13 protein-coding genes and 1 tRNA gene are annotated in these 15,649 nt (G+C 64.8%); 8 read left to right on the forward strand and 6 right to left on the reverse strand.

The features are described 5' to 3' along the window. Positions 1-95 precede the first annotated feature (95 nt). Positions 96-1,001, reverse strand: a complete 906-nt coding sequence (locus AC1DE3_RS23015; protein ID WP_441513660.1) for a LysR substrate-binding domain-containing protein — start codon at positions 999-1,001, stop codon at positions 96-98. An 80-nt stretch (positions 1,002-1,081) separates the two neighbouring features. Here AC1DE3_RS23015 and AC1DE3_RS23020 point away from each other — a divergent pair, with 80 nt between their 5' ends. From AC1DE3_RS23020 to AC1DE3_RS23040, 5 genes are all read left to right on the forward strand, one after another. Further along, a complete protein-coding gene (locus tag AC1DE3_RS23020) occupies positions 1,082-2,608 on the forward strand; it encodes an ABC transporter substrate-binding protein (protein ID WP_476852800.1) in 1,527 nt (508 codons plus the stop codon). Between the two features lie 99 nt (positions 2,609-2,707). After that, the gene (locus tag AC1DE3_RS23025) at positions 2,708-3,352 is read left to right on the forward strand and encodes a dimethylsulfonioproprionate lyase family protein (protein ID WP_441513662.1); all 645 of its coding nucleotides are present in this window, start codon (positions 2,708-2,710) and stop codon (positions 3,350-3,352) included. Next, positions 3,349-4,302, forward strand: coding sequence for an ABC transporter permease (locus AC1DE3_RS23030; protein ID WP_476852801.1), 954 nt, complete (start codon positions 3,349-3,351; stop codon positions 4,300-4,302). The genes AC1DE3_RS23025 and AC1DE3_RS23030 overlap by 4 nt, the downstream gene beginning before the upstream one ends. Next, entirely contained in the window at positions 4,299-5,192 is an 894-nt protein-coding gene (locus tag AC1DE3_RS23035; RefSeq protein ID WP_441513664.1) for an ABC transporter permease, read from the forward strand. The genes AC1DE3_RS23030 and AC1DE3_RS23035 overlap by 4 nt, the downstream gene beginning before the upstream one ends. 3 nt (positions 5,193-5,195) lie before the next feature. Beyond that, the gene (locus tag AC1DE3_RS23040; RefSeq protein ID WP_441513665.1) at positions 5,196-7,187 is read left to right on the forward strand and encodes a dipeptide ABC transporter ATP-binding protein; all 1,992 of its coding nucleotides are present in this window, start codon (positions 5,196-5,198) and stop codon (positions 7,185-7,187) included. Between the two features lie 245 nt (positions 7,188-7,432). Here AC1DE3_RS23040 and AC1DE3_RS23045 read toward each other — a convergent pair. The 3 genes from AC1DE3_RS23045 to AC1DE3_RS23055 form a co-directional block, all read right to left on the reverse strand. Then, positions 7,433-7,507: transfer RNA gene (locus AC1DE3_RS23045), tRNA-Thr, on the reverse strand. Positions 7,508-7,616: 109 nt separating this feature from the next. After that, entirely contained in the window at positions 7,617-8,279 is a 663-nt protein-coding gene (gene pdeM / locus AC1DE3_RS23050; RefSeq protein ID WP_441513715.1) for a ligase-associated DNA damage response endonuclease PdeM, read from the reverse strand. Between the two features lie 53 nt (positions 8,280-8,332). Further along, positions 8,333-10,819, reverse strand: coding sequence for a ligase-associated DNA damage response DEXH box helicase (locus AC1DE3_RS23055; RefSeq protein WP_441513666.1), 2,487 nt, complete (start codon positions 10,817-10,819; stop codon positions 8,333-8,335). A 565-nt stretch (positions 10,820-11,384) separates the two neighbouring features. Between AC1DE3_RS23055 and AC1DE3_RS23060 the strand changes: the two genes are divergently transcribed. Both AC1DE3_RS23060 and AC1DE3_RS23065 read left to right on the forward strand, forming a co-directional pair. Next, on the forward strand, positions 11,385-11,705 hold the full coding sequence (locus AC1DE3_RS23060; RefSeq protein ID WP_441513667.1) for a hypothetical protein: 321 nt from the start codon (positions 11,385-11,387) through the stop codon (positions 11,703-11,705). A 283-nt stretch (positions 11,706-11,988) separates the two neighbouring features. Next, positions 11,989-12,537 (forward strand): YqhA family protein, encoded by a 549-nt coding sequence (locus AC1DE3_RS23065; RefSeq protein WP_441513668.1) that lies wholly within the window; start codon positions 11,989-11,991, stop codon positions 12,535-12,537. A 101-nt stretch (positions 12,538-12,638) separates the two neighbouring features. On the opposite strand, the gene AC1DE3_RS23070 is transcribed toward AC1DE3_RS23065, so the two are convergent. Next, positions 12,639-13,598 carry a class I SAM-dependent methyltransferase gene (locus AC1DE3_RS23070; RefSeq protein WP_441513669.1) on the reverse strand — a complete coding sequence of 320 codons (960 nt, stop codon included), beginning with the start codon at positions 13,596-13,598 and terminating at the stop codon, positions 12,639-12,641. 23 nt (positions 13,599-13,621) lie between these two features. On the opposite strand from AC1DE3_RS23070, the gene AC1DE3_RS23075 reads away from it, so the two are divergent. After that, a complete protein-coding gene (locus AC1DE3_RS23075; protein ID WP_441513670.1) occupies positions 13,622-14,692 on the forward strand; it encodes a ligase-associated DNA damage response exonuclease in 1,071 nt (356 codons plus the stop codon). Between the two features lie 139 nt (positions 14,693-14,831). Here the strand turns inward: AC1DE3_RS23075 and AC1DE3_RS23080 are convergent, their stop codons facing one another. Then, positions 14,832-15,602, reverse strand: a complete 771-nt coding sequence (locus AC1DE3_RS23080) for an SGNH/GDSL hydrolase family protein (RefSeq protein WP_441513671.1) — start codon at positions 15,600-15,602, stop codon at positions 14,832-14,834. Between the last annotated feature and the right edge of the window lie 47 nt (positions 15,603-15,649).

Genomic DNA, 15,649 nt, shown 5'->3' on the forward strand with positions numbered 1-15,649 from the left:
TCGCTCGATAAACTCTCTGCCGTCACCTGGCGTGGCGGCAGATCTGTTTTGTAAAATCGATCACTGTTACGCTCGAAAGCCTAGGGGATGGCAATCTACTGGGACTGAATCCAGCGCAGAAACTCCCGAATTGGCCTTTCATTGCCGCGCCTTTGCAGATGCGCGAGATACCAGCCGCCGGGTTGCATCACATCGGCCGGCACGGGGATCGTCAGATTGCCGCTGCGCAGGTCCGCTTCGACCAGGAAATGGGGAACCACCACCAGGCCCTGGCCGTTCATCGCTGCCTCGATCGCCAGCAGGGTGCTGTCGTAGCGCGGCGCGCTCTTGTGCAGCAGGGCGGGCAAGCCAAGGCTCTGAGCCCATATCGCTGTATCCTCGGCCGCACCGGCTATCGACAAAAAGGGGAAATGCGACAAGTCCTGAGGTGATGAGATCGCCTCAGCAATCGTTTGCGAACAAACAGCGACGAGCCGTTCCTTTCTCAACAAGGTGTAACTCACCCGCGCACGTTCGGGTGTGCGGGAATAAACCAATCCGACATCGGCATGATCGGGATTGAAATCCCAATCGAGAAGGCCGGCATTCAGGCTGACTGTCACCTCCGGCGAGACTTCGTTGAAGTGATGCAGCCTGGGTATGAGCCAGCGAACGGCGACCGTGACATAGACCTGCACGGTGAGTGATCCCTTGGCCGGCGCCTCTCGGATGAGGTCCGTGGTCAGGGAGATGCGATCCAGGGCGTCCTGGATGACGGACAGATACAATGTCCCCTTCTGGCTCAATTCGACCCGCCCCGGCTTCCTGATGAAGAGCTGGGTGCCGAGATTGCGCTCGAGCGACGCGATCTGGTGGCTGATGGCGGATTGCGTGAGGTTCAGCTCCAGTGCGGCATTCTTGAAACTGCACAGCCGGCCCGCCGCTTCGAACACGCGCAAAGTGGCGAGGGGAGGGAGCGTTCGTCGGATCACGTTGGGCGCTGCCGCATGAATCTCATTCATCTAGCGGAAAATTCTTGTCATTTGCAAGACGCCGACGCGGCTCATTAGCATTCACGCAAATGACAAAAAGGGGATCGCAGATGACGAAGAAATTCGGAAAGTGCTCCATCCTGGCGCTGACGCTTGGAGCAAGCATGTTTTCGGCGGGGAATGCGGTTGCCGCGGGCAAATGCATTCGTGTGCTCGGTTATGAATCCGACGGCGAAAAGCAAACCATGGACCCGGCTGCGCTGATCGGCACCGACAGCGCCTATCACATCCGCGCCGTCTACGAGCCCCTCGTCGGCCGCAGCAATGCCATGGAGCCCATTCCGGTCCTGGCCCAGTCCTGGGAATCCAACGCCGATGCCACCGAATGGACCTTCCATCTGAGGCCGGACGTCAAATTCCATGACGGCTCGGATTTCGGTGCGGCCGACGTGGTCTACTCCTATCGCCGTCTGCTCGACCCGGCCGTTTCGCCTGGCGGATTTTCGACGCTCGCCTTCCTGGATGCAGATGGCATCACGGCGGTCGATGCCCACACGGTGCGCTTCAAGGTCAAGCAGCCGGTCGTGGAACTGCCGATGCTGATCGCCACGAAATATGCCCTGATGGTGCGGGACGGCGCCAAGAGCGAGGACCTGAAAATCAAGGGCAATGGCACCGGCCCCTTCCGGCAGGAGACCTTTTCCATCAACGGTCCGGTGCGGGTGATGCGTCGCAACGCCCAGTATTGGCGGGCCGGGCTGCCCAAGGCCGAATGCCTGCAGATCACCACGAGCCTGGAATCGACCTCGCGCCTTTCGGCCCTGCTTTCGGGCTCGGTCGACCTGTCGCTGGCGGTCGATCCGGTCAGTCTCATCACCTTGAAAAACAATCCCGCGGTCTCGCTCGCTTCGACCCCCGGCGCCACCTCGCTCTATCTTGCGGTTTGGACGGACACCGCGCCCTTCAACGATCTGCGCGTTCGACAGGCCCTGAAGCTGGTGATGGATCGCCAGAAGATCCTCGAGACCGTGCTCCTGGGTTACGGCGAAACCGGCGGCGACACGCCCATCCCGCCAAGCTCTCCCTTCGGTCTTGCCACGCCGCCCAAAGCGGCCGACGTGACGAAAGCCAAGGCGTTGCTCGCCGAAGCCGGCCATCCAAACGGCATTACCTTCGATCTCTATACGTCAGATTCCTATCCAGGCATGCTTCTTCTCGCCCAGGTCTACGCGCAGATGGCAAAGCCCGCCGRCATCAAGGTCAATGTCATCACCGCGCCCGCCGAAGGCTATTGGGACACGATCTGGCGGAAGAAGTCGGCCGTGATCTCCTACACCAGCGCACGCCCGCCGGCCGAAGCCCTGACGCTCTCGCTAAACAGCAAGTCGGAGTGGAACGAGACGCATTGGTATCGGCCCGATTTCGACGCCCTGGTCGCAAAGGCCGGACAAACCGCCGACCCGTCGCAACGCACGGCGCTCTATCGTGACGCCCAGCGCATCGTGGCCGAAGAGGGCGGCATGATCCTGCCGATCTTCACCTCGGCTGTGGCCGGGCTTCGCAAGGGCTGCAGCGGCTACGCGCCCCATGTCGACGTCAATCGTATCGACTATGCCGAACTGAGCTGCACCGAGTAGCCCCGCTCTTCGACGCCATTTCAGATCCAATCCCAGCCTCGGGAGCCGCCAGCTCCTGAGAAAGGCCTTCTCATGCCGCTTAATCGTTTGAAGACATTCATGCTCCGCTTCGCGGATGGCCTCGATCAGCCGCAACATCCGGTGGCCTCGGCCCATGCCGCTCGCCTGCGGAACCTGGCAGAGGAGCTGGCGACGAGCCGCAGCGTCCCGGGGGCACGCACGCCGATCCAGGCCGCCTGCGAAGCCGAACTGATGGCCGAAGGCGATCGCTCGCCGCTGGCAAGGGCCCTCCTTGACCTCTTGCCCTTTGTCCACGTTACGCGCAGTCCCAGCTATCTCGCCGCACCGCCCAGCTCGAGCTTTGCGGATAATTACGGCTATGCCGTCATCTGCGGCCCGCAGAACGGGCCTCCCACGCTGCTGACGGACAGCGAGATTGCCTTCGGCTTGATGTTCCTCGGCCCACGAACGCATTACCCGCTCCACCACCACCCGGCCGACGAAATCTACTATCCCCTGACCGGCCCTTCGTTCTGGCAAGCGGGAGTCTCGCCCTGGGTCCAGCGGCAGGCCGGCGAGATCATTCACCACCCCTCCTGGCTCCCCCACGCGACATTGTCCGCCGACAGGCCCCTGGTGCTGCTCTATGTTTGGGAGGGCGACCTGCACACCGATTCAGCCTTCCTGCCGGCATCGTCCGTCACGCCCGCGCCGCAGAAAGCAAAGGGGAGCGCGCTGCCATGAAGGTTCTTCGCCTCGTCTTGGCCAGGGTCTGCTTGTCGGTCTTCACCTTGTTGCTGGTGTCTCTCCTGATCTTCCTCATCCTGGAGGCCCTGCCGGGAGACGCCGCCACGCGCATTCTCGGGCGCGATGCCACCCAGAAGGCGCTCGACGTGCTGCGCCAGCAATTGCATCTCGATGAGCCGGCCTGGAGCCGGTACCTGACCTGGCTCACCGATCTCCTGCACGGCAATCTCGGAACTTCGCTCGCCACCGGCAGGCCGATCGCAGACGTGTTGGCCCCGCGCATCGTCAACACGCTGCTGCTGTCCTCGCTCGCATTCGCCATCTATGTCGTGCTCGCGATCATCCCGGCCATCGTCCAGGCGACCCGGCGAGGCGGCATCGCCGATAATGTGATCTCCGTGATCACCTTGCTGCTGCTGTCCTTGCCGGACTTCTTGCTGGCAACCATCCTGCTCTTCGTTTTCGCGGTGGCATTGCCGATCCTGCCGGCCTTGTCGACGATATCGGAGACCAGCAGCTGGGCGGACACGCTGCGCGCCATGGTTCTGCCGGCTGTCACGCTGGCCATCATGATGGCCAGCTATGCAATCCGGGTCCTGCGCGACAGCCTGATCGAGGTACTGCGCTCCGATTATGTCCGCCTGGCGGAGCTGAAGGGCCTGCGGCCGCGTGCCGTGCTTTGGCGCCACGCCCTGCCGAATGCGATCGTGCCGGCCTTGAACGTTACCGCGCTCAATCTCGGCTTTCTGATCGGCGGCGTCGTCATCGTGGAGCGGGTGTTCTCCTATCCCGGCTTCGGCACGCTTCTGATCGACGCCCTGCAACTGCGCGACATCCCGCTGATCAAGGCGACGGTGCTGATCAGCGCGGCCGTCTACATCACCGCAAATCTGCTTGCGGATCTCGGCGCCACCCTCCTGCAACCCCGCTTGAGGACAGCTTCATGACATTCATCAGGCTCGATAGCCGCCAGGGACGCCGGACGCTGCGCATCGGCGGCTGGAGCTGGCGCGACACGCCCGGCGCCTTCCGGGTCGGCACGGCGATCCTCGCCGCCCATTTGCTGTTCGCCTGTGTCGGCGCCCTGTGGACGCCCTTCGGCTATGCCGAGATGGCGACGGGCATGCCCTTATCGGGCATGTCCTGGCTGCATCCGATGGGGGTCGATCAGATCGGGCGCGATGTCTTCAGCCGGTTCATGTACGGCGCCCACATCGTGCTCTTCCTCGCCTGCGCCGGCACAATCCTCGGCATGGTCGCCGGCACGATCCTGGGCCTGGTTTCCGGCTATGTCGGAGGCTGGTTCGACGAGATCGCACAACGCCTTGTCGAGGCGATGATCAGCATCCCGTTTCTGGCCCTGGCGCTCGTCGTCATCATTGCCGCAGGTCCGTCCCTGTCGGGAAACCCGCTCTTGATCGTCTTCGTGGTCGGCCTGGTCTACACGCCTCGCATCGCCCGCATCGCCAGAGCGGCGGCGATGGAGATCGCCACGCGCGAATATGTCGCCATAGCCCAGCTTCGCGGCGAGGGCCTGTGGTCGATCGTCCTGCGCGAAATCCTCCCCAACGCCGCGAACGTCCTCTTGGTCGAGTTCTCGTTGCGCCTGAGCTATGCGCCCATCCTCATCGGGGCGCTCGGCTTCCTGGGCTTCGGCATCAGGCCGCCCACGCCCGAATGGGGGCTGATGATCAGTGAAAATCGCAATCTCCTGATTGCTTCGCCCGCAACGGTGTTCGGCCCCGGCCTCGGCCTCGCGTCGCTGGTCATCGGCCTCAATCTGTTCACCGATGGCCTGTCGCGCATGCTCGGCCAGCGCCCGATGGTTGGAGCCTGAACCATGACGAAGCTGATCGCCGTCGACAATCTGTCGATCGCCTATGCGGGCCCGGCAGGATGGACGAATGTCGTCGAAGGCGTCTCCTTCGACATTGCGCGTGGAGAAGCCTTCGGGCTCGTCGGAGAATCCGGTTCGGGCAAGTCGACGGTGGCCTATCGGCTGCTCGGCTACCAGACGCCCGGCAGCCGGGTCCAGACGGGCCGGGTCCTTTTCGATGGGACCGATCTGCTGCAGCTGGATGCGCCATCGCTGGCCGCACTGCGCGGACGAAGGATTGCCTTCGTGCCGCAGAACCCCACCACGGCCTTGAGCCCGGGCATGCGCATCGGATCGCAGATACGCGAGATGATCTCGGCCCATCGGGCCCTGGCAGACGATGTCGCCATGGACGACCGGCTGCGGGAGCTCTTTGGCTTGGTGGGGCTTCCGGACGTTGGCCGGCGCTATCCCCACGAGCTCTCCGGCGGCCAGCAGCAGCGCGTCACCATCGCGATGGCGGTCGCCTGCAATCCCGATCTTCTCGTCCTGGACGAACCGACGACCGGTCTGGACGTCACGACCCAGCGTCAGATCGTCGGCTTGCTGTCAGCGCTCCGACGCCGGATCGGCATGGCAATGCTCTATGTTACCCATGATCTTGCCCTGCTGGCCCAGATCGCCGACCGGGTCGGCGTCATGTATGCGGGCAGATTGGTCGAGACCGCCGGTTGCGAAACCCTGCTGTCCCGGCCTCTGCACCCCTATTCGCGGGGGCTGATCGCCTCCATACCCACGATCCGGCACGCCACTCTCGGCGCCACAGGCCTCAAGGGAGTGTTGAGCCGCGACCAGATGCCGGATGGCTGCAAGTTCCAGCCGCGCTGCGATGCGGCCGTTGAAGCGTGCCGCTCGGCGCCTCAGTCCCTCAGAAATGTGGATGCCGGCCATGCCGTGGCCTGCATGCGCTGGAACGAGCTTGCGCCACCCGCGCCGCCGCCGCGGCTCGGCAAGGTCCCGGACGGCGCCGGCAGTGCGACCGGCAATCTGCTGTCGCTGCAGGATCTGACGCTCTCCTACGCACGGCCCGGCTGGCTGAAAACCCTGTTCGGCGGTGAGGAGAAAATCACCGCGCGCGAGATCGAGATCGAGCTGAATGCCGGCGAGATCGTGGCTCTGGTCGGCGAATCCGGCAGCGGCAAGTCGACGATCGCTCGCGCCATCAGCGGTCGATTGGCGCCCCTGTCAGGGTCGATATGCCTGTCCGGTGAACAGCTGGAGCCGGGGCTGTCCCGCCGTTCACGCGAGCAATTGCGGCAGATCCAGTACATTTTCCAGAACCCGGACGCATCGCTGAACCCGCGCCGCAGGGTTCGGGCCATCCTTGAGCGCCCGCTCGATCATTTCGGCATCGATTTCGATGCCGCGGCGCTCGAAAACGCCCTGGAAAGCGTCGGTCTTCACGCCAATTATCTGGAGCGCTTTCCCGAGCAATTGTCCGGCGGCGAACGCCAGCGCGTTGCGATCGCGCGCGCATTGCTCGTTAAGCCGCAGCTGTTGATCTGCGACGAGATTCTGTCTGCGCTCGACGTTTCCGTGCAGGCGAAGATTGTTGAGCTGCTGGCCTCCTTGAAGGCGCAGCATGCCGTTGCCATGCTGTTCATCTCGCATGATCTGGCCGTGGTGCGCCAATTGGCCGACCGGGTGGCCGTCCTCTATCTCGGCGAACTCATGCAGGTCAGCCGGACCGACGCCCTCTTCAGCTCGCCCTGGCACCCCTATACGGAAATGCTGCTGCGTGCCGCGCCGGATCTGCGCAGGGATGACTATCGGCCGATGCCCCCGGCGATGCCCCAATCCGTCGCTGTGCAAGGCAAGGGATGCGCCTTGGCGGGCCGCTGTCCGCGCCAGGTCGACGATCGATGCGCACAAAGCCGCCCGCCAGTTCAACGCATGGCAGATGGTTTCATCCGCTGCCACATACCTTCGGCTCAGCTCATGGCAGCGGCAGGCTAGCAGGTTCCATCGCAAGCAAGGCCAGGGCGCGCTGCCGGAGGCAGGGCGAGGTGCCGTCCGCAGCGAGCCCGCGCCATCTTGTGGTCCAGGACGCCGCAATCGCGGCGCTCCGCCCGGCGTTTGCCGTGGTCGAGAAAGAAGCTTGGGGCGCTCGCGCTTGGCGGCTTGAAGCGCTGTTCGTCTCGAAGCCGGGCCGGCGAGCCCTGGCGGCGCAACGATTTTCCGAAGTTTCGGATGCTTCAGGCTGGTGCTGCCAGAGAGGATCGAACTCTCGACCTCTCCCTTACCAAGGGAGTGCTCTACCACTGAGCTACGGCAGCAGGATCGTCAGCCAACCCGCGACGCTAGCCCGGAGGCGTTTGGCGGCGCGGCTTCGTTGCGAAGCGGCGCCCTGATGCCACAACCAGGTGACGGGCGCAACCCGCTCTTTCAATCCGGCAACAATAACCGTGGATCAATTCGGAAGAGCCGGCCGTCGCCGAGGAGATGCGCGCTCAAGCCATCGCGGAACAAGGGCCGGAATGCGATGTCGCGCAGGTTGAGACCGCCGGCATAGGCGCCCATCGCCGGCATCACGCAGCGGCGCGGCGACAAGGCGAAGCAGCGGCGCCGCAAAGCCCGTCCACGCAGCCGCACTTTCGCGGTCGGGTGGAGGTGCCCGGCGATCTCCGGCCCGGTCGCGGCGCTATCCGGCTCATGGCGGAGCGTTACGCCGGACAGCATGACCGTCTCGGCGCTGTTGCCGCCCATGGCGTGGCTGATCGCCGGGTCGTGGTTGCCGGTGATCCAGAGCCAGTCGCGGCCTCGTTGCAATTCGCGCAGCGAGGCGAGCGTTGCGTGGGCGAGCCTGGCTTCGGCCTTGCGGTCGTGGAAGCTGTCGCCGAGCGCGATGAGGCGCGCCGGCTGATGGCGCCGTACCACCGTGGCAAGGGCGGTCAGTGTCGCGGTCGAATCATAGGGGGGCAGCATCACGCCGCGCGCCGCATAGGCGGACCCCTTTTCGAGATGGAGGTCGGCGACGACGAGCGTGCGCTCCTCCGGCAGCCAGAGCGCGCCGGAGAGATCGGGCACGATCGCGAGCCGGCCCAGCATGAAGGCTTCGTTCGCCTTCGACAGCGCCCTGTCCAGCCCTGGAGCGGCAACCGTCACGCCATCGCCTCTTCGGTCAGCATCGCCTCCGCCTCCGCCAGGATCTCGTCCGCCGCCTCGCCAAACACCGCCTCGCGCCCGATCTCGAGCATCACCGAGACGCCGAGCGGCGAGACATGATCGAGCGGCTGATGCACGATTCGCCCGCTGATCCGTGTCAGCATCTCACCGAGACGGCGAATGTCGAGCAGGCCTGTCGCCGCATCGGCGCGGGTGGCCTTGAGCAGGATATGATCGGGCTCGTGCCGGCGCAGCACATCGTAGACGAGGTCGGTCGAGATCGTCACCTGCCGCCCGCTCTTCTCCTGTCCGGGGAAGCGGCGCTCGATCAGCCCGCCGATGATCGCGCAGGAGCGGAAGGTGCGCTTCAACAGCGCTGATTCCGCCAGCCAGTCTTCAAGGTCGTCGCCGAGCATGTCCTGTGCAAACAAATCATCGAGGCTGAGCGCTCCGCGCGCGATCGCCGCCGACATGTCGGCGAGCGTCCAGCAGGCCATGCCGTAGTCGTTGCAGACGAAGCCGAGCGGGCGCATCCGGGCGCGCTCCAGCCGCCGCGTCAGCAGCATGCCGAGCGTCTGATGGGCGAGGCGGCCCTCGAACGGGTAGGCGACGAGATAGAAGCGCCCGCCGCGCGGAAATGTCTCGACCAGGAGTTCGCCGGGCTTGGGCAGGCGCGATTTCCGCTTCTGCGCATGCAGCCACGCTGAAACCTCCTCCGGCAGCGTATGCCAGAGACTGGGCGAGGCCAGGATGGCGCGCACGCGCGCAGCGAGAAAGGTCGAGAGCGGGAACTTGCCGCCGTCATAGGAGGGGATCTTCGGATCGGTGCCGGCGGCGGCGCGTGAACAGACGGCCTCGTTCTCGACGATGCCCTCGAAGCGCAACACCTGCCCGGCGAAGACGAAGGTGTCGCCCGCCACCATGGTTTCGGCGAAATACTCCTCGATCTCGCCCAGCACGCGGCCGCCGCGCGTGATCGTGCCGCTCTGGCCGGGCTTGCCCGCTCTTGCCCGGCCGAGCCGGACCTTCAGCATCGTCGCCTCGACGATCGTGCCGACATTCATGCGGTATTGCTGGATGACGCGCGCATTGCTGGCGCGCCACAGGCCGGCCTTGTCCTGCCGGAGTTTGGCGAAGCGCTCATAGCTCTTCAGCGCATAGCCGCCGGTCGCGACGAAATTGACGACGGCGTCGAAATCGTCGCGGGCGAGACCGGCATAAGGGGAGGCGGTMCGGACCTCCTCGTAGAGCGCATCGGCTTCGAACCCATCGGAGCAGGCGACGCCGAGGACATGTTGGGCGAGCACGTCGAGCGCGCCGATGCGTGGGGGCGGCGTGTCCTGCGCGGCTTCGTGGACAGCTTCGAGCGCGGCGCGGCATTCCAGCAGTTCGAAGCGGTTGGAGGGCACCAATAGCGCCTCCGAGGGCTCGTCCATGCGGTGGTTGGAGCGGCCGATGCGTTGGATCAGCCGGCTTGCGCCCTTCGGTGCGCCGAGATTGACGACAAGGTCGACATCGCCCCAGTCGATGCCGAGATCGAGCGTCGCGGTGCAGACCACGGCCTTGAGGCGCCCATCCGCCATCGCCGCCTCGACCTTGCGGCGCTGCTGGGCGTCGAGCGAGCCGTGATGCAGCGCGATCGGCAGATTGTCGTCGTTGAGGTTCCACAGCGCCTGGAAGGCGAATTCCGCCTGCATGCGCGTGTTGACGAAGACGAGCGTCAGCTTGTGCGTGCGGATGGCCTGATAGACCTCGGCCATCGCATGCAGCGTGGTGTGGCCGGCGATCGGCAGGTTCCGCTCAGTGTCGAGAATGCCGATGCGCGGCTTCGCGCCACCCGCGACGGTGACGAGCCCGGCCGGCGTTTCGCTGCCGCCGAGATAGCGTTGCAGATCGGCCGGTTCGCGAACCGTCGCCGAGAGGCCGACCGCGGAGACTTGCGGCGCCAGCGCCTTGAGCCGCGCCAAATCGAGCGCAAGCAAATCGCCGCGCTTGGAGGTGACCAGCGCGTGCAGCTCGTCGAGCACGATGCGACGCAAGTTGGAGAAGAAGGGCGCGGCGTCGCGATGCGAGACCAGCAGAGCGAGCTGCTCCGGCGTCGTCAGCAGAATGTCGGGCGGGCGCTGGATCTGGCGCACCCGCTTGGCCGCCGAGGTGTCGCCGGTGCGCGTCTCGATGGTGATCGGTAGCCCCATCTCGCGCACGGGTGCTTCGAGATTGCGGGCGATGTCGACGGCCAGCGCCTTCAGCGGCGAGATATAGAGCGTGTGCAGCCCGTCATGCTTGCCGTCGCGTTCGGCGAGTTCGACCAGCGAGGGCAGGAAGCCGGCGAGCGTCTTGCCGGCGCCGGTCGGCGCGACCAAGAGCGTCGAGCGACCGGCGCGGGCTTCTTCCAGCAGCGCGAGCTGATGCGGCCGCACGCTCCAGCCGCGGCTGGCGAACCAGGCCTCGAAGGCGGAAGGGAGCGGGGAGGGCGCGGCCATACCGGTCGAAGATAGGGCGAGGCGAGGGGGAACGAAAGGGGAATAAAGAGGCTATCGCTGCTGCTGGCAGCGAAGCTGGCGCCGGTTCACTGAGAGAGGTCGGAATGGCTGGTTCCGCTCCGTAGCTGACGTCATCAAGCCTCAGCCTGTGACGCGTTCCGCGAATATAGCATATCGCGGAGAATTGTTCGTTTACGCTTCCGGGCTAGGCTTCGAGCGACACTTATGGAGTTCTCGACGTGCTTGCGATCTGGGATGCAATCGAGAAATTCTTCTGCGACGTCCATACCCTCGGGAGTGTCGTATTTCGTTCTCTTTTGGTCTGCGGCTTAGGTTGGGTATTATTGCTTTTCTGCGCCGCGTCTCAGTTCGATCAATTGGGAAGGGCGGTTATGTTCCTTCTGTTCCCATTGTCCATATTTGCTCCTTATTGGTTTTCTCATAGGTATCGAACGCAGACGAAGTCCTAACCCTAACGTGGCGGCAGTTCCCGTCCCGTTGCAGACACTCGCCCCACAGGCAGATTGGCTGCTCGTCATGTCGCTAACCTCCTCATGAGACAACCATGCAAGCCTCGCGCGGTTTTTCCTCCTTCCTGGTGATCAGCGCACTGGCATGGCTGGGTCTGGTAATGCCGCTGACCGCACTGGCACTGACCTTGGCTAATCTTATTTCAGTGTCCGATTCGATGCATTTCGTCAGATTGGGAGCGGTTTTGATGTGCAGCGGAATGTGGGCATCGCAATTCTTCCGCGTTCCAGTATGGAATATTCCGCTACCGCGATTTCGAAAAGACCCTCTCTTTACGCCTAAGAAGACATTTATTTCTGGTTTGTCTGCGCTTTTATTTGCTGCAAATTTCGTGCTCAGTATCATGGGCATTTAGGTCCGTTTCCGACCCGGAGCGCGCTCGGGGAAGGTCCGGTGTCGGGCAGTTTGGCAGGCTGGCCATTCCGGGCGTCGAGAGCGTCTGTTTTCAGAGCGCTCGGCCACACGGGGTACCAAATCTTTGTTGGCAGCGTGCGGGCTCGTGGGCGCTGCGACAAGCATGGTGACCCTGACGGCCGCATTCCATCGCAAATCACCTTGTGATTGGCGTGACCGGGCAATTCTGGCAATTTGAGCCTTCGCGAAGTCCGCCCGGGGTCAGAAGCCGCAGGGAGTTCGTCATGGATCGCTTGCGTTTGACGCTTGAAGCCATCATCGCAAATTCCCGTTGGTTCCTTGCTCCATTTCTCCTCGGTCTGATACTCACCCTCGCGGCGCTGCTCTTCAATTTCGCGATCAAGCTGTTCGAATTTTTCACGCGCGCACAGATTTCCGACCCGTCCGAAATCATCGTTGGCAGCTTGAAGCTGGTCGACATTGCCCTCACGGCGAACCTGATCGTCATCGTGATTTGCTCAAGCTACGAGAATTTCTTGGCGCCGATCAACGTGCAGCAACGCCCTGCATGGCCAATGAGTCTGGCAAATGTCGGATTTTCGGGCCTGAAGCAAAGGCTGCTTGCGTCGATCGTAGCGATCGCGGCGGTGAACGTCCTCGAATGGTTCCTGGATATCGAGAACAGCGCGGATAGCATCAAGCTCGGATGGCTCATCGCGATCATGTTGGGCTTTGCGCTGACCATGCTGCTCATGGCGATCGCGGATCGCGTCGGAGAGGTTGAGCCGCCAAAGGATGAAGGACGCGCGAAGATCACCGGAGAGCGGCCGTAATCCGCGCAAGGCACTCTACGGAGCCTTGTCGTTCGACATCGTCCGAAATCTGCCGAGGTGCGAAGCGAGCGGTCCGTTGGCGCCCCGCAGCAAACCTTCCCTTATCGCCGCTCCGCCACGACCAGCAGCCCCGGCACGGGGGCTCCGCGATCCTGCCGCGTGCTGGCGGGCTCGACGAGTAGCGGGACAAGACCTGCTTCATCCAGCCTCTGCCGCAGCCAGCCCTCCGCATGCGCGAACCTTCGATCATCGCCCACGACCACGCCCTCGCCGGGATGCGTCTGCACTGTGAAGGCGAGCAGGCCGCCCGGCTCCAGCACGCGCGCGCTCTGGGCGAAGCAGGGCGCGAGATCGCCGAGATAGACGAAGACATCGGCGGCGACGACGAGGTCGGCGGAAGCGTCCGGCCGGCTGGCCAGGAAGCTCGTCAGCCCCGCGACGGCGAGCTTGTCGTAGAGCGGCGTCCCGTCGGGAGCCATCTTGGCCCGCGCCCGTTCGATCATGCGCGGCGAGAGATCGCAGCCGGCGATGAAGCCGCTTTGCTCGTGGATCGCCTCGCCCATCAGCCCGGTGCCGCAGCCGAGATCGTAGACCGTGTCGAACCGGAAGGGCCGGCCGGCGTTGCTGCAGCAGCGCACGAGCGCCGCCTTCAGCAGGGCAGGGGCGTTGTATTGCAGGGTCTCGGTGAGATGGCTGTCGAAACGGTCGGCATAGGCGTCGAAGAGCGCGCCCGAGAAGTTCTCGGACGTCGCCTGTTCGGCCGGGATCGCTCCGATGCGGGCGAGGTCGAGCCGCGCCCCGAAATGATCGTTGGGGTCCAGGTCGAGGCATTGCCGCCAGGCCGTGGCGGCGTCCTCCTTGTGGCCGAGGGCTTCCTGCGCCAGCCCGTAGAGGTGCCAGGCGGCGGTGAAGTGGTAGGCCTGCGCCAGCGTCTGGTCGAGGATCTCGACGGCGGCTTGCGCGTCGCCCTCCTTCAGCGCAGCCTCGGCCCAGCCATAGCGGCGGTCGAGCACCGGGTCGCCGGAACTCGCGAAATACGTGGTCTGGCCCTTTTCGGTCATGATTGCGGGTCTAGCCGAGGAGCATGACGCTGGCCAGACAAAGCGCCCGCTGGCGCCCTTCCGAATTGCTGCTGCCGACGCCTGCGGGGCTCTACTGCCCGCCGGCCGATGTCCATATCGATCCCGTCCGCCCCGTGGCGCGGGCCCTCGTCACCCACGGCCATTCCGACCATGCCCGCGCCGGCCATGGTGCCGTGCTTGCGACACGCGAGACACTGGCCATCATGGCGTTGCGTTATGGCGAGGGCTTCGCCGGCTCGCAGCAGGTGGCGGTGCCCGGCGAGCCGATCCGCATGGGCGAGGTCGAGTTCCGCTTCGCCCCCGCAGGCCATGTCCTCGGCTCCGCCCAGATCGCGGTCGAGAGCCGGGGGCTCCGCATCGTCGCCTCCGGCGACTACAAGCGCGAACGCGACCCGACCTGCGCGCCCTTCGAGGTCGTGCCCTGCGATATCTTCATCACCGAGGCGACATTCGGCCTGCCGGTCTTCCGCCATCCACCTGCGGCGGGGGAGGTGGCCAAGCTGCTCGAATCCGTCAGCCTCTTCCCGGAGCGCACGCATATCGTCGGGGCCTACTCGCTCGGGAAGGCGCAGCGCGTCATGGCCCTGATCCGCGAGGCCGGTTACGAACGTCCGATCTACATCCACGGCGCCGTCGAGAAGATCACCGGGTTCTACCAGTCCGAAGGCATTCCGCTCGGGGAGATCCGCATGGTCGCCGACACCGACCGCAAGACGCTGGGCGGCGAGATTGTCCTCTGCCCGCCGAGCGCGACGCAGGATCTCTGGGCGCGCCGTTTTCCCGATCCCGTCACCGCCTTCGCCTCGGGCTGGATGCGGATACGAGCCCGGGCCCGCCAGAAGGGTGTCGAGCTGCCGCTCGTTATTTCCGACCATGCCGATTGGGACGATCTGCTGGCGACGATCCGCGAGGTCGAAGCCGGCGAGATCTGGGTGACGCATGGCGAGGCCGACGCCCTCGTCCACTGGTGCGGCACGGCTGGGCTGAAGGCTAGGCCGCTGCACCTCGTCGGCTATGGCGACGAGGGCGAGGCTGATCCGGCCGGGGAGGGCGCCGATGCGGCTGTCGGCTGATTGTGTCAGCCCTCATCCTGAGGAGCCGCGCAGCCGCGTCTCGAAGGATGCTCCAGGAGCTCCCGGAGGCGTCTGGAGCATCCCTCTAGACTCCATTTCTCGCGGAATGGCTCCTCAGGATGAGGGCTCGGACGGGGATTTAGCGCGACGACGCGACGACTTGGTGCGACGGAGCGGCCATGCCGACCATGGCGTTCGCCATGTCGCGCGCGAGGCAGTCATAGCCAGTATCGCTCATATGGAAGCCGTCCGTCCACAGCGCGGCCTTGAAGGCCTCGGCGTCGGTGCGGTGCCATTCGCGCATCGCCGCATAGCGGGCGAAGACGGGCACGGCCTCGCGCCGGGCTACATCACCAACCGCCTCGACATAGGCGCCATAGCGCTGTGGGTCGCGAAAGGAGGGGAAGTACTGGGGATCGAGGATGGCGAGCGCCGGGCCGGCCTCGCGCACCATCGCGATGCCGTCGGCGACCATCGTCCTGAAGGCGTCGAGATCGCCGCCGGTGACGGCGTCGTTGGTGCCGACCTGCCAGATCACGAGGTCGTAGCTGCGTGCGGTCAGCGCGGTCTTCAGGCGGGCGAGGGTCTGCGGTGCGGTCTCGCCGCCGATGCCGGCATTGACGATCTCGATCTGCGACTTCGGCCAGGCTTTGGCGAGCAGCGCCTGCAGGCGCGCGGGATAGGTCTTGTCCTTGGCGCTGGCGCCGATGCCTTCCGTCGAGGAGGAGCCGATGGCGAGGATCGCGAGAGACTGGCCCTGCGCAACCTTGGCGGAGAGCGAGGCGAGCGTGGCGTTCGAGCGCACGATCGGCGTCTCGCGGCAGGAGAAGCTCGCCGCCTGCGCGGGGGCTCCGGCCGAAAGCGTCGCAGCGATGACAGGCAAGGCAAGGAACCGCATCGCGGCACGCATCGGCGTCTATCTCCTGGCTACCTTGCTGCCGTTAAGGTTTGCTTCAT

The organism is Allobosea sp. 10L417 (assembly GCF_056395485.1).

Excerpts from the sequence above, each read along its gene's own strand:
- AC1DE3_RS23060 (WP_441513667.1), top strand. The coding sequence starts at position 11,385 with ATGCAAGCCTCGCGCGGTTTTTCCTCCTTCCTGGTGATCAGCGCACTG.
- AC1DE3_RS23065 (WP_441513668.1), top strand. The coding sequence starts at position 11,989 with ATGGATCGCTTGCGTTTGACGCTTGAAGCCATCATCGCAAATTCCCGT.
- AC1DE3_RS23030 (WP_476852801.1), top strand. The coding sequence starts at position 3,349 with ATGAAGGTTCTTCGCCTCGTCTTGGCCAGGGTCTGCTTGTCGGTCTTC.
- AC1DE3_RS23075 (WP_441513670.1), top strand. The coding sequence starts at position 13,622 with ATGACGCTGGCCAGACAAAGCGCCCGCTGGCGCCCTTCCGAATTGCTG.
- pdeM (WP_441513715.1), bottom strand. The coding sequence starts at position 8,279 with ATGCTGGGCCGGCTCGCGATCGTGCCCGATCTCTCCGGCGCGCTCTGG.
- AC1DE3_RS23040 (WP_441513665.1), top strand. The coding sequence starts at position 5,196 with ATGACGAAGCTGATCGCCGTCGACAATCTGTCGATCGCCTATGCGGGC.
- AC1DE3_RS23025 (WP_441513662.1), top strand. The coding sequence starts at position 2,708 with ATGCTCCGCTTCGCGGATGGCCTCGATCAGCCGCAACATCCGGTGGCC.
- AC1DE3_RS23080 (WP_441513671.1), bottom strand. The coding sequence starts at position 15,602 with ATGCGTGCCGCGATGCGGTTCCTTGCCTTGCCTGTCATCGCTGCGACG.
- AC1DE3_RS23015 (WP_441513660.1), bottom strand. The coding sequence starts at position 1,001 with ATGAATGAGATTCATGCGGCAGCGCCCAACGTGATCCGACGAACGCTC.
- AC1DE3_RS23070 (WP_441513669.1), bottom strand. The coding sequence starts at position 13,598 with ATGACCGAAAAGGGCCAGACCACGTATTTCGCGAGTTCCGGCGACCCG.
- AC1DE3_RS23035 (WP_441513664.1), top strand. The coding sequence starts at position 4,299 with ATGACATTCATCAGGCTCGATAGCCGCCAGGGACGCCGGACGCTGCGC.